Below are 15,243 nucleotides of genomic sequence, written 5' to 3' on the forward strand. Positions count from 1 at the left end.
GTATTGGCTTAGTATAGCAAAAAGTGCTTATTATTAGCAGATTACGGTAAAGTAGTTGTGCAATTTCAGTAGAAAATGACCATTCGCATTATAAACACAATAACTTTTTAGTGAACCAACCCCATCCTTGAATGTAAGCCTTGTTACTTTATAAATTGGTAATTTAACCGGTCGATAGCTTAAAGCCCAAACGCTTTCTATGATATGGCGCCAGAACAGGATCAATAACCTTTAAAATGAACTTTTTCGCATACTTTCTGGATAAATTCCTGATTGGAGAACACTTCAAAAAAGCAGTTTTTGAATTCCTTTCAAACAAGAACATCAAGATATGTATCCCGTTTTTTCTGTTCTTCTGTCTCGGGTCTGTTTCAGCCCAAAAGTTTGTTGGGGATTTTGAAGTCACCCACTTTAAATTACCCATTGAGACTTCTACAAATGCAATCTTGGAAGACTCTTATGGTTTCGTATGGATTAGTTCAACCAATGGCTTATGGCGGTATGATGGAAGCACCTATAAAAACTACATTAAAAACGAAAATGACCACACAAGTATCACTGATAATCACATTTCCTATCTGTACGAAGACCAGCAAAAAACACTGTGGATAGGCACCTACGGCGGTGGGCTCTTAAAGTACGACCGTAATTGTGATTGTTTCCAGCGGTTTATACATGATGAGCAAAACCCAAAAAGTCTAAGTTTTAATGAAATAAAGGTCATCTATGAAACAAGGGACAATGATTTTTATGTTGGAACAGATGGTGGTGGCCTGAACCTAATGGATCGCTCAACAAACACTTTCAAATCCTTTCAATATAGCGCAACGGACCCTTTGACCATAAGTCACAACAATGTTCTGGCGTTGGAAGAGGACACGGAAGGGAATCTTTTTGTTGGTACTTGGAAAGGGCTGAATATTTTTAACAAACACACCCAAAAGGTTAGACGTATTTTCAACGACACCCCAAAAGAATCCCAAAATCACTTTGAGCTGGCCTTCTTTAATGGCAAACTAATTACCACATACAATGGGGGTTCCATTTATGAATCTGAAAACAATTTCTCCCGAATCAACCTGTTCAACAACTGGTTAAGCAGAGTTAAAAAGGAAAGTAACGGAATATGCTGGTTTACCAGTGGTAACCGTGTCCATATTACCGACGCCAATTTTAATGTGCTCGAAAGCTTGGATTTGGGCAATTTGTTTTATCCCGAGGGAAATTTTGCCCTGAACAACATATACCATAAAAACAATAAGAACGTAACTTGGGTTTTGGATGCTTCGGGGAATTTTTTCCTTATCGAGAAAAAAACCACTGCTTTTAAGTCGTTTGCAGAAGAAATCACTCAAGCTTCCATAGCTAAAACCGATATAAATTATTGGTTCACCCAAGGCGATAACATTTTTCTCTACAATTCGGAAAATGGGAAACTGAAAAGATTGCAAACAAAATTCAACGGTAGGCCTATTGTTGCAACGAACGGGAATCAAAATGTATGGGTTATCGACACCCAAAATTATTATCAGTTCTCCCCTATTGGTGACTTGATCCAACAAAAATCAAGAAATTCGATGCCTAGCGCCGCCCTGTTATCCAGTCAAGGTGAATTGTGGGCTGGGGAAATTTTGGGGGTTACCCACTACCTTCCCGATTCCAACAAGATGACCCATTTTGAATGTGACCCAAATATCCCTAATGGCATTGGTTACTTTCATCATGCTTCGATTTTATTTGAAGACTCAAAGGGTGACATTTGGATAGGCACACAGGGAGATGGATTGAAAAAATACAATCCTGACGGGAATGGGTTTGTTCATTATAGGCACAAAATTGGTGACAAATCAACCGTCAGCAACAACTTTGTAAATGAAATCTTTGAAGACAACAAAAACACCCTTTGGATTGGAACAAGCGCAGGATTATGCAAATTGGATCCTACCACCAACGCCTTTACACAAATTGAAAATCCCCTGATCAAGGATAAAATCATCAATTCAATTGAACAGGATTCGCAAGGGAATTTTTGGGTCGGAACCCTAAATGGTTTGGTCAAATTCAACGAAACCAGCAACGAAGTCCGCATCTTAAACGAACAAGACGGACTCCCCTCCCATAAAATACTGTCTTCAAGTTTAGCATTGGATTCTGGAGAACTCATTTTCTCCACGGACAAAGGTTCAATGATATTCGACCCAGAAAAAGTTAAGGCCAGTAGTGTGGAATCTCCACTTTATATCTCAAAACTGTGGGTAAACAATGAGCTGGTCAAACCCCATAGCAAATACATCACCAAAAATATTGAGGTTGAGGAAAAAATCGAATTAAACTATGATGATAGGAAATTCGAATTTGAGTTTCAGGTCATCAACTACAACAACAATGGGCGTTGCAAGTTTGCATATAAATTGGACGGCTATGACGAGGATTGGACCCAAGCCCATACCAATCAAAAAGCCACATACACAAACATTCCTTCAGGCAGTTATTCGTTTTTGGTCAAAGCAAGCAATGAAGATGGTATCTGGAGTGACAGCACCACGAAAATTGACGTTTTAATAAAACCCCCATTTTGGGAATTGTTATGGGTACGGGTTCTGGGATCCATCCTACTTCTATCTCTTTTTGGTATACTGATATGGCTCATTATCAAAAGAGAACGGACCCGATCTAAATTTGAAATAGAAAAACAACGTGTTTTGCAATTTGAGGAAGTTGCAAAAATGAAATTGAAATTTTTCACCAACATCTCCCATGAACTACGCACCCCGCTAACCCTTATCGCATCTCCCCTGGACAAATACATCAGGGAAAAAACAAAACCGAACAACAACGTTCTGGAGATGATGTACCGCAACAGTACCCGTCTTTTGGAACTTGTAAATCAGATTCTTGATTTTAGAAAATTGGAAAACAATCAAAAGCTTCATATTTCCCCTCAAAAGGATCTTTCCGTTTTCAATAACATAAATGTATCCTCTGCTTATTGGTCCAAAGAGAAAAAAATCAACTATGAGTACCTGTACCCAACAGATTTCGGAACCTTGTTTTTTGATATTGATATCATTGAAAAAGTAGCGACCAACCTTCTTTCCAATGCTTTTAAATACACCCCTGAAGGAGGTACCATTAAGTTATCCGTAAGATTTATGGACATGAATATTGATTCAGAAGGGAAAGCAACTTCGGGCGACATGGAAATCAATGTTATCGACAATGGAATTGGAATACCCTTGGAGCATCGGGATAAAGTATTTGAGCGATTTTATCAATTGGATGAAAACCCCGAATTTGGATATAGCAGTGGAATTGGCCTAGCACTTACAGCAGAACTGGTAAAGCTCCATAAAGGTTCCATACACCTATTGGACGGTACAGAAAAAGGGTGTCATTTCAGGGTGAAAATACCTATGGGATACAAGAATTACGAAACGGAGAATTCGATAATAACCAATGGCCTTTCCCATATTGATTCCAGTAAAACCCTGATATTAATTGTTGAGGACAATCAGGACATTAGAAAGTATATAAAGGGAGAACTAAAAGAGCAATATCAGATTCTTGAGGCCACAAATGGAAAAGAAGGCTTGCAAATGGCCATAGCAACCTTACCAGATGTTATTATTAGTGACATTATGATGCCGGAAACCGATGGCATTCAATTGGCGAATCAGCTAAAGAGTAATGAGTTGACGGCCCATATTCCTTTTTTATTCTTAACCGCAAAAACAGGAGCGGAAAATAAAATTACTGGCTTATCAACTGGAGCGGACGATTACATCCAAAAACCATTCTACATATCAGAAATACAACTTAAAATCAAAAATCTACTGGAGGGTAGAAAGCTATTGCTTAAAAAGTTGAAAAAAGACCTTGCCAACAATTCAGAACCTGATTATGAAAGGAAGGATAGATATCTGGATAAGGTGAACTCCATAATTGATGAAAACATGGAAGATACCAATTTTTCGGTGGACCGACTTAGCGCTGAATTGGGCATTGGGCGTTCCCAATTATATCGAAAAATTCAGGCCATAACTGGTAAATCCATCATTGAATACATCAACTTCCACAAGCTCTCCACCGCAATGAATTTGATTAAAGAGGGCGATTATTCTTTAAAAGAAATCTCATTCAGAGTGGGTTACAACGATAATCGATATTTCAGTAAATCATTTAAGAAGGAATTCGGGAATCCTCCTTCACATTACCTTCCAAAAAGATAAAATACCCTGAAAAGGCATTTTTTCCACCTCTTTGGACAATAATTCCACCCCAATAAATGGAATGCTCAATAACTTGGGCGGTAAAATAATACCATACCCATACTTTTTTAAGAACCACTTAAAATGAAGCATTCAAGAAGGTCTTTTATAAAAACAACTGCATTGTCCACCGCGGCACTTTCCATTCCAACACAAGGGTTTACCATTTTGTCAAAACCCAAGTTGCATGAACAGATAATTGGTCATGGAGATTTTAAGTATAGAGTTCATAAATCATGGGGGAACTTAGACCCCAATACCACACCAGTCTTAAACTGCCATGAAATGGTCTTGGACTCCAAAGGAAGGTTGATCATGATTACTGATGAGACCAAAAACAATATCATTATATATGATAAATCTGGCAAACTGCTAAAAACGTGGGGACATGAATACAAGTCTGGACACGGATTAACGCTTTTTAAAGAAGGTGCTGAAGATGTGTTGTTCATAACGGATCCAAGTAGCGGTAGAGTTACGAAAACCACCGTTGACGGTACTTTTTTGATGGAATTGCCAGACCCTAGAAAAATTGGAGTTTACCAAGAAAAGGACAACTACCGCCCTACTGAAACCGCCATTGCTCCAAACGGGGATATTTATGTGTCTGATGGCTATGGGTCCGATTGGATTTTACAGTTTGACCACAAAGGGGAGTTTATTAGAAAATTTGGTGGAAACGGTCATAAGGATGAACAATTGAACAATGCGCACGGGGTGGCCATAGATGATAGAGATCCCAATAATATCACTTTACTGTGCACCTCCAGGATGCATAATTCCTTTAAGAGATTCACTTTGGATGGAGAATACTTGTCAACCATCTTTCTGCCGGGAGCCTATGTATGCAGACCGGTAATTGATGGGGAAAATATCTACTCAGGTGTGTGTTGGTCCAGATTGAAGTATTTGGAGCGGATGCCGGATTCTGGCTTTGTAACCATCTTGGATAAACAGGATAAAGTCGTATCCAATCCCGGAGGGACAAAACCCAGTTATAAAAATGGAGCACTTGAAATGATTGTTCAGGACACGCCCCTTTTCAACCATTGTCATGACGTGTGTGTGGATGAAGATAAAAACCTTTATATCTGCCAGTGGAACGCAAACAAATCTTATCCCATTAAACTAGAGCGAATATAAATGAAGACCCAGAATTTCATAGGTGTTTTGTTACTATTGGCCATTTGTACTTCATGCAGGGACAGTGCATCGGACTATGGCAGTGTTGCGGACAAGAAAATGCCCAAGGTAATTGACTACAATTTTGATATCCGCCCCATACTTTCAGATAAATGTTTTGCCTGTCATGGACCAGATGCGAACAAAAGGGAAGCAGATTTAAGATTGGATACAAAGGAAGGTGCTTATGCAGCCCTAAAAGACCATGCGAACAAATATGCCATAGTCAGTGGAAAACCAGAAGAATCTGAAGTGTATTTAAGAATCACCTCACCAGATTCAACCCAATTGATGCCTCCTTTGGAAACAAACCTGAAGCTGAACGACCATGAATTAAAGCTCATTAAAAAATGGATTGAACAAGGGGCCGAATATAAAAGGCATTGGGCATTTACAGCGCCAATACTTCCTGAAAAACCAGCAGTAAAAAATGGTGAATGGCCAACATCCGATCTGGATTTCTTCGTCTTAAAAAAAATAGAGGAGCTTGGGCTCAAGCCAAATGAGCGTGCTGATAAAGCACGACTTTTAAAACGGTTGTCATTTGATCTAATTGGCCTCCCTCCCACTTTGGAAATGCAGGATGAATTCTTAAATGATAATTCAGTGGATGCCTATGAGAAAATGGTAGATCAGCTTTTAAGCAACAAACATTATGGCGAAAAAATGGCCGTGCATTGGTTGGATATCGCACGATATGCAGACTCCCATGGCTATCAAGATGATGGTTTAAGAACCATGTGGCCCTGGCGAGATTGGGTGATACACGCATTCAACGAGAACTATTCATTTGACACCTTTTTGACCTGGCAATTGGCTGGGGATTTACTTCCGGAAAAAAACATAGAGGCCATTTTGGCCACTGGATTTAATAGAAACCATAAAATTACCCAGGAAGGTGGAGTCATAGATGAGGAATATCGTATTGAATATGTCACGGACCGTACAAATACCTTTGGCAAGGCCTTTTTGGGGCTGACTTTTGAATGCGCCAAATGCCATGACCACAAATACGACCCTATTTCCCAAAAGGACTATTACAGCACGTTTGCCTTTTTTGACAAAGTACCTGAAAAAGGGCTTTATGGTACCATTGATGCCTCATTTGCAGATCCCCCTAACATGAAGATCACCAATAAGTTGATTGACAGTGTTCTTTCATTTGTCAACAATAAGTCTCCCTATCCTGTGGACGTTATGGTCATGAAGGACTCAGTAGGTATTAGAACCACCCACATTCTAGACCGTGGGGTTTATGATGCCAAGGGAGAGGAAGTTTCCTTTGATACCCCGGAATCGATATTGGCATTTGACACAGAAAAATACAATCAGAACAGGCTGGGCTTGACCCAATGGCTATTGAGCCCGGAACATCCCCTGACCAGCCGAGTCTTTGTAAACAGGATTTGGCAAGAGTTTTTCGGAAAGGGAATCGTTAGAACCTCGGGAGACTTTGGTATGCAAGGAGACCTCCCCACCCATCCTGAACTTCTGGATTGGTTGGCTGTGGATTTTCAAAAGGACTGGGACGTCAAAAGATTGGTGAAGAACATAGTAATGTCTTCCACCTATACACAATCCACAGTTGTTTCCAATAAAAAATTAAGGAAAGACCCAGAAAATAAATTCTATTCCCGCATGTCCCGATTACGGTTAAATGCCGAAATGAGTCGTGATATGGTTTTGGCCAGTAGCGGTTTATTGAACACCGAAATCGGCGGAGAAAGTGTAAAACCTTATCAGCCTGAAGGGATATGGGAACAAGCAACATCAGGCAGGGGATTGCTTCAGGAGTATATTCAAGATCACAATGAGGCCATATATCGCAGGGGGATGTACACCTTTATCAAACGCACGGTACCACCTCCAACCATGCTAACCTTTGACGCTTCGAATAGGGATCAATGTGAGGTTAGACGGTTGACAACCAGTACCCCTTTGCAAGCTTTGATCATTTTAAATGACCCCACGGTGCTCGAATCTGCAAGGGTGCTATCCGAAAAACTAAGTGGCCAAGAGCTTACTGATGATGAGAAAGTAACAACAGCGTTCAGAAGCATCGTTTGCAGAATGCCCAAAAATGAGGAACAGGAATTATTGGTGGACTACCTGAAAGAACAAAGGGAGCATTTTACCAAAAATCCAGCACTTGCAGAGGAATTTATTAACGTTGGGGAATATCCTGCCCAAAAAAATAGGGATGCCATCAATGTGGCTTCTTTAATGCAGGTAATCCATACCATGTACAACTTGGAAGAAACAATGACTAGAAGTTAATTCGCAGAAATGGAAAAAGAATTTTTTGAAAACAGGCTAAATATCAATCGTAGGCACTTTCTAGGAAAAACGGCCTTAGGTTTGGGAAGTGCGGCGCTTGGCTCTTTGTTGCTTCCGGATTTGTTCAAAGGCGGGCAGAATGATTCAGATGAACTGCCCCTGGGCATCAAACACTTTGCTTCGAAGGCAAAGCGGATTATTATGCTTACCCAAAATGGGGCACCTTCACAATTGGAAAGCTTTGATTATAAGCCTTTGCTCAATAAGATGTTCAACGAGGACTTGCCAGATTCCATACGAAAAGGGCAAAGAGTTACAGGGATGACATCCAATCAGGAGCGATTCCCCTTGGTTGGATCTAAATTTAAATTCCAACAGTACGGTAAAGCAGGAACATGGGTGAGTGAGATATTTCCTCATATTGGAGAGATAGCTGACGATATCTGCGTGATCAAGACCATGCATACCGAGGCAATAAACCATGATCCCGCATTGACGTTCATTCAAACGGGTGCACAGCAAGGTAACAGGCCCAGCATGGGCGCGTGGATGAGTTATGGTCTGGGAAGCGAAAACCAAAACCTTCCCGCATATTGCGTGCTATTATCCAGAGGTAAAGGAAATGGACAGGGTGTTTATTCCAAACTGTGGTCCAATGGTTTTCTGGATAGCATCCATCAAGGAGTACAGTTCAGCGCAAGCGAGGATCCCATACTTTACTTAAACAATCCAGACGGAATAGACATGAAAAGTCGACGAACTATGTTGGATCATTTGGCAGCCTTAAACGAACAAGGATATCAAGAGTTTGGAGATCCCGAGATTCATACAAAAATTAAGCAGTACGAAATGGCCTACCGCATGCAAACTGCGGTTCCAGAGGTGACCGACATGTCCAAAGAGCCCGATCATATCATCAAAATGTACGGCTCTGATTGCATGATTCCGGGAACTTATGCCGCCAACTGTCTTCTAGCTCGAAAATTGTCAGAGTCCGGGGTGCGGTTTGTACAGTTGTACCATCAGGGGTGGGATCAGCACGGAAATCTTCCCAATGAAATGGCCATTCAAGCCAAGGATGTTGACCAAGCGTCCGCAGCACTGATCAAAGATTTGAAACAAAGAGGATTACTGGATGAAACCTTGGTAATTTGGGGTGGAGAATTCGGTAGAACCAATTATTGCCAAGGAAAACTTACTGAGGACAATTATGGACGGGACCACCATCCAAGATGTTTCAGTATTTGGATGGCAGGTGGCGGAGTGAAATCTGGGCTTACCCATGGAGAAACTGACGAATTTGGTTATAACATCATCAAAGACCCAGTCCATGTGCACGACCTTCAGGCCACAATTTTACATCTCATGGGAATCGATCACGAACAACTTACCTATAAATATTTGGGTCGAAGGTTTCGATTGACCGATGTTCATGGCCACGTTGTTAACGATATAATTGCATAAATGCTAAGATTTAAAAGAGTAAGCAGGGCAATAGTTTTTAGCCTATTGACCTTGACCACAATATTGCTGATTTTTGAAGAGAATGTGGTAATTCCCTACTGGTTGGAACCTTTAGGGCGATTACATCCATTGACCCTTCACTTTCCCGTTGCTTTTATTGTGCTACTGGTGATTTTAAGCCTATTTAAAAAAAGCTTGGATGAACCATCGTTTGAAAAAATACATGCGTTTTTACTGTCGGTTACAGCATTGACCACCGCCATTGCTGTTATAATGGGCTTTTTTTTGCATTTGGAAGGTTACGGGTCCACCTCCATGGCTGTGCATAAATGGACAGGACTTGCGCTGGGTTATCTATGCTATATCCTAGTGTTGACTAATTATAGCACTTGGCTACACAAAGGTGTGCTTTACATCTCATTTGTCACCGTAATTGTTGCTGGTCATTACGGGGCCAATCTAACCCATGGGTCGGATTTTATAACACAACCGCTAGCAGAAGCCAAAGATCAGGAATTTGATGCCACCCAACCCTTATTCGCAAACATGGTTCAACCCATATTAAAATCTAAATGTGTCAGTTGCCATAATCCTGATAAACATAAAGGAGGACTGGACCTTTCTTCATTGGCAAGTATAGAAAAAGGGGGTGACAATGGCCCCTTGTGGTTGGCCCATAATGTGGATGAAAGTGCCATTATCCAAAGAGCCTTGCTCCCAATTGAACATGAAGATCATATGCCTCCTGAAGGCAAAACACAACTAAGTGCGCAAGATCTTGCATTGCTGCAGGCTTGGATAGCCCATGGTGCAAATCCAGAAGTTGCACTAGCGGAAGTCTCTAACCAGGACAGCCTTTATAGTATTGCCTCCCAAATCATTGAAAAATTCAATAGTGGGCCAGAGTATAGTTTCGGTTTTGCCGACAAGAAAACGCTTGAACATTTGAACAGCCCATTTAGAAACGTCATTCAAAAATCGATTTCCTCACCAGCCGTCGAGGCAACCATTTTTGGAAGAAGTACGTTCAAAATTGACTACCTAAATGAGCTATCCAAAATCAAAGAACAGCTGACCCATCTAAACTTATCCAATTTACCCATTTCGGATAATGACCTAAAGCTTATTGCCCAATTTGAGAATTTGGAACATCTTAATTTGAACAATACGGATATTACCAATGAAAGTATTCAACTCTTTTCGTCGTTCAAAAATCTCACTTCGCTTTCATTATCCGGCACTTCAATAAATGAGGAGGTTTTGGACGATTTAAAGTCCATAGAAACTTTGAGCGAGGTTTATTTGTGGAACACTTCCATTACAGATTCCATGTTGATTCCTTACAGGAAGAGCATGCCGGAACTACGTTTTGAGTTAGGGTTTGTTCCTTCCGCGGAAGACAAAAGCAAGCTAACCCCCCCTGTACTACCCCAGAAAAAACATTATGTCGTTGACAATGAAAAAATAATCCTCGAACATAAGTTTAAAGGTGTGCAGGTGAGATACACTACGGACGGGTCTGAACCAGATAGCTTATCTACAATATATTCCGAACCATTTCCCTTAGGGGATTCTAAAATCATAAAGACATACGCACATAAAGAAGGTTGGGAAGACAGTGAGGTACAAACTTTCGAATTTATCAATAAAGGGCATGTCCCGGTAGACGCGAAGTTAAAATATCCCCCCCCTCCAAATTTAGCCGGCAAAGGAGTTTTAACGCTAATTGATGACATCAAAGGAAATGACTGGATTGATCCGCTTCAATGGATCGGGTTCAGTGAAAAACCCCTACATGCCACTATGGATTTTGGTTCTAACCCGCCAGAAACCGAAAAAATAGTGGTCAGCTATGGAATAAGGGAATATGGAGAGATTGTCCCTCCTAAAAGTATTGAGGTTTGGTCTGGTAACAATATGGACTCCTTGACACTTCTACTCAAAAAAAATGTGTCTTTTGCAAAAAGTGATGCCAAGGGAAGAAAGCTAAAATCTGAGATACTTTCCTTCAGTAAAGTTTCCCATAGGTTTTATGCCATAAAAGTGGAAGCTTATGACAAATTGCCCAATTGGCACAAAAAAACCGGAAAACCTGGATGGGTAGCTGTAGATCAGATTCTTTTCCATTGAGGTCAATCACATATTCCAAGTTGTGAGGGAATTTTCAATTCTGATGCCATTGACTATCCCTTAAACAGGAACTGGTTCGATGGTCGTTGAAAATTGAAACTGAAATTACTAAAATTCAGATTTCATATTCTTACAATTGCCGTTTAAAAGGCTAAAAAGGCCGTTATTAAAAATGCAATTTCTGTCTCTTCTGCTAAAATTTGACATTGATGACTTATCTTTTGAAATGGCGAACACTAGATAAACGACCTATTCTATGGCAGAAAACTCTATAAACGCCGCCTGTTTAAAAATGTTTATTCCAGCATTTCCAATTTTGTCGAGAAAAAGGTTATAGGTTTTGTTATCATATGTAATTTCATATTTATCACCCTCATTAAGTTCATAGGATCCTATTAATCTATCTTCAGAACTTGTGGTATCGTATAGTTTAAAAATCACATTTTTATCTGATCCTTTTAGATCTACACAACTTAATTTCAATCCTTGATTTATCTGAATAAAGTACCCCTTTTTTAACCATCCATTAAAACCAGCAGCTGATTCTAGCACACCAAAACCAGGATCTGTGGGTTTTGGCCTAGTCGCAGCAACCAGCCTTCTGTGATTGTCTAAGTCTATTGCAAAGTACGCTTCATAAACTGCTCTTTTAAAGGCATCATAAGATATATATACGTAGCCAGAATTTCCAGAATTCGGACCGTAAGAGTTTAGCAGCTTGAACTCTCTATTGTTGTCATTGTATCCTACGCATAAAAGTGCATGATAATAATATTTCTTGGAAGTATCGTTCAATGGGTTTCTCCAAACGTACTTTGGTTTATTTGGTCTTGCGTCATCCAAAAACCTTGCGATATTGGAATCAAGCCATACTGCCACTGCGACTGGGTTACCTTGAAACAATTCATGTTTTATGGGGTAAATATCGGATATAGGACTGTTTTCACTGGCGTAGATAGTTTTCCAGTCTTGTATTTTATACCTGTTAGCTTTACGTTGAGCAGACAATGTAGGACCATTGTTGCATTCTTGTTCCTTGTACGGCATGTCTACCAACTCGCAGATTCCTTTAATGCGCAAAATGTCAAATCCTTCATAGAAAAAAATACCCTCATCACATCTTCCAGAAAGTCCCTTTGCACTATTAAAAATAAAGGCAGGGCTAAAAACTAAATTCATATTGTTTTCTTCTACCCGTTCTTGATAGCTTTTCAGGCCATATCCTATAGTCCAAGCCACACAACTTCCCTGAGTTCCCTGATTACCCGGGATTGGCATCCAACTTGACAAGTCTCTCGAATTTCCAATTACCAAGGGCCGAGCTGGAATAAATTTTTGTTTCGGCAAAGAATCCAAATATTCTTGAGAAGGTATTTTAAGTCCATACGGGTTATTTTGGATCGTTTGGGAAACAGCTATTTCGGCCACCAGAAAAATGATGGATGCGATTATCTTTTTCATGTTAAAATGAGTAATTAAATCCTATATAAAAACCTCTTGGTGATGTAGAAAATTCATATGTCAAATCCTCTTCCAAAACACTAGTGGAGTCTACAACATCATCAATGTCTAAATCATTCAATTCTGGGTTCCAGGTCCATATAGGACCTATAGAAATGGCAAAGTTGTTTGTTGGGATGGATATGCCTCCACCAACGCACAAATATGGCCTTTCTTTTGTTGGATCGACGCCAATTTGGAACAAGGGAGAGATGAATTGAGAACCGATATCAAAATTGAAATTTAAAAACACACCTGTTAAGGCAGTGTTTTTATCAATATCATTTTTCGTTACTATTAATTCGTCATTGTCATTGGTGGCTACTCCGAAGCTATTTAACGACGCACTGGAATAAAAAACTCCTGTAGCAATTTTGGGGGTAACAAAATCGTATTTCTGTATCAAAAGATGATGCTCTTTTATTTTGCTCTTTTCCACAACGGAAAAGTCATCTTTTAGTTCAAGTTTTGATATTGAAATGGATAGTTCTATGGAATTCCCACGCTCCAGCTTTAGGGTTTTAATACGATAATGATTGTCGAAATCCAGTGCCTCTTTTTTTAAAGAAGATTCTATTTGACCCAAATACGTTTTTAGAAGTACTACCAACTTTTTAATATTATCATAGGATGATGAAATGTTTTGATGCAGATTTTGCATTTTTTGTTTAAGAACTTGCATACTATCATCTTCTATGGCTTCAGATTCTTGATTTAGATAAAACAACCTTGCAATAATCTCTTTATCGCTATCATTTAATCTTTTAATGATATCAATACCATCCGAATGGCTTTGCAGTGCTTCACTTGGAGTTTTCGCAGCATAGATACTTTTTATAATCTTTTTAATTTTTTCTTCTTCCTTATTTAAATCAAGGTTTAGCGTAGCATACATAAGTTGCCAATATTTGCATAAATCGGTTCCAGCATTGAAACTACCGGCGGGAAAACTGTTATATACTTCAGGAAAAAGTTTACTGACCTTGTCTTGTCCGTTGATATTTGAACAATCTAGAGGCCTTATATTGGATGAAGTGGCTTTCAATAACGAGGTTCCTCCTGCGAGTCCAGTAAAATTTTCTTTGAAATACTTCTTAATCTCCTCAATCCTCGGGTCATTAATTATGCTGTCTTGAAAGATAATTTTGTATTGAAGGGGGTTTACCCAGTTTAGATAGATATCAATACTATTTCTTTTCAGATTAATGTTGGTTTCTTGTCTTATTGGTTCCGTGTTGCTTTTAAAATTCTTGTCTAAAACCACATAAGTTTCTTCTTCGTTTATGGTTAAAAAGAAGTTTTCATGTTTACCTATTTTTATTGAACTTTTTTGTCCCTGTACTGGTAAACAGAAGATTAACAACCCAATGATAAAAAGCCTATTCATTTGTTTGATTTAAAAATTTCAAACTAAATTCCAATTCATAGGATTGGATTACAATACCCACTAATAGGTATTTTCTTTCCTTCAAAGACTTACAACAAACTGATGAAGATCGACGCCTACGATTAGATTTCTAACAAGACTATGCTTGCTTGCTCCCTCTCCTTCACTAGTCAAAAATTGTTCGACAAAAACAAAAAAATGGGAATTTGTGAACGGAGATCAAAAGCGGAATTCATACATTTAGAAAAACAAAAAAATGATGCGCAATACCTTCATAGTTTCCCTACTATTTTCGCTCTGTTTGGCGTCTTGCAAAACCGACAAAAAAACTGAAGACTCCACTTGGCGGACGAAAAAGTTGGCTGCTGAAAACCAGGTTCACAATCAATTGTTGGATGTGGAAAAAGAACAGGGCTGGGCATTACTTTTCGACGGCAAAACCTTGGATGGCTGGCATCTTTATAACAAGGCCGACTCCACCCAATATTCTGCTTGGGAAGTACGTGACGGCAATCTTTTTTGCAACGCCACGGATGAAAGCAAAGTCTTTGGGGATTTGGTGACGGATAAAGCATACGAAAACTACGAACTGATATTTGACTGGCAAATGGCCCTAAGAGGTAATGGTGGCGTATTTATCAATGTGCAAGAGACCCCTGAATATACGGCCACCTATCAGACTGGACCGGAATACCAGCTATTGGAACCTGCCCATATGGATACCAAAACTCCTCTCAAAAGACCGGGTTGTCTATGGAATTTGTCCCCCCAAATAAATGAGGTGGAGGCCAATCCTGTAGGACAGTGGAATACTGCCAAAATTGTTCAGCAAGATGGCAGACTTGAGTTCTATCTTAACGGAAAACTCACGGCCAAGGAAGATTTGACCTCCAAGGATTGGAAAAATAAAATAGCCGAATCAGGTTTTAAGAATGCGCTCGGGTTTGGTAAGGCCACTAGCGGGAAGATTGCACTTCAAAACTGGTATTTTGAGGCCTGGTTCCGAAATATGAAGATTAGAGAACTTTAGCTTAG

The 15,243-nt window shown here is 39.7% G+C and carries 8 protein-coding genes; 6 read left to right on the forward strand and 2 right to left on the reverse strand.

Annotation, left to right across the window (positions count from 1 at the left end):
• Positions 1–236 precede the first annotated feature (236 nt).
• From ACRHOZ_RS19230 to ACRHOZ_RS19250, 5 genes are all read left to right on the forward strand, one after another.
• Complete coding sequence (locus ACRHOZ_RS19230; protein ID WP_431129303.1) at positions 237–4,229, forward strand: two-component regulator propeller domain-containing protein; 3,993 nt, start codon at positions 237–239, stop codon at positions 4,227–4,229.
• Positions 4,230–4,352: 123 nt separating this feature from the next.
• Entirely contained in the window at positions 4,353–5,411 is a 1,059-nt protein-coding gene (locus ACRHOZ_RS19235) for a 6-bladed beta-propeller (protein ID WP_431129305.1), read from the forward strand.
• Positions 5,412–7,727 carry a PSD1 and planctomycete cytochrome C domain-containing protein gene (locus ACRHOZ_RS19240; RefSeq protein ID WP_431129307.1) on the forward strand — a complete coding sequence of 772 codons (2,316 nt, stop codon included), beginning with the start codon at positions 5,412–5,414 and terminating at the stop codon, positions 7,725–7,727. It abuts the gene before it with no gap.
• 9 nt (positions 7,728–7,736) lie between these two features.
• The gene (locus ACRHOZ_RS19245) at positions 7,737–9,191 is read left to right on the forward strand and encodes a DUF1501 domain-containing protein (protein WP_420399651.1); all 1,455 of its coding nucleotides are present in this window, start codon (positions 7,737–7,739) and stop codon (positions 9,189–9,191) included.
• Positions 9,192–11,321, forward strand: a complete 2,130-nt coding sequence (locus ACRHOZ_RS19250; RefSeq protein ID WP_431129311.1) for a chitobiase/beta-hexosaminidase C-terminal domain-containing protein — start codon at positions 9,192–9,194, stop codon at positions 11,319–11,321.
• A gap of 249 nt (positions 11,322–11,570) precedes the next feature.
• On the opposite strand, the gene ACRHOZ_RS19255 is transcribed toward ACRHOZ_RS19250, so the two are convergent.
• Positions 11,571–12,782 carry a C1 family peptidase gene (locus tag ACRHOZ_RS19255; RefSeq protein ID WP_431129314.1) on the reverse strand — a complete coding sequence of 404 codons (1,212 nt, stop codon included), beginning with the start codon at positions 12,780–12,782 and terminating at the stop codon, positions 11,571–11,573.
• 1 nt (position 12,783) lies between these two features.
• Positions 12,784–14,208, reverse strand: a complete 1,425-nt coding sequence (locus ACRHOZ_RS19260) for a hypothetical protein (protein ID WP_431129317.1) — start codon at positions 14,206–14,208, stop codon at positions 12,784–12,786.
• 256 nt (positions 14,209–14,464) lie between these two features.
• Here ACRHOZ_RS19260 and ACRHOZ_RS19265 point away from each other — a divergent pair, with 256 nt between their 5' ends.
• Positions 14,465–15,238: a 3-keto-disaccharide hydrolase gene (locus tag ACRHOZ_RS19265; RefSeq protein ID WP_431129320.1), complete on the forward strand. Its 774-nt coding sequence runs from the start codon at positions 14,465–14,467 to the stop codon at positions 15,236–15,238.
• Positions 15,239–15,243: the final 5 nt, after the last annotated feature.

The organism is Flagellimonas flava (assembly GCF_050617915.1).
Classification (GTDB): Bacteria; Bacteroidota; Bacteroidia; order Flavobacteriales; family Flavobacteriaceae; genus Flagellimonas; species Flagellimonas flava_A.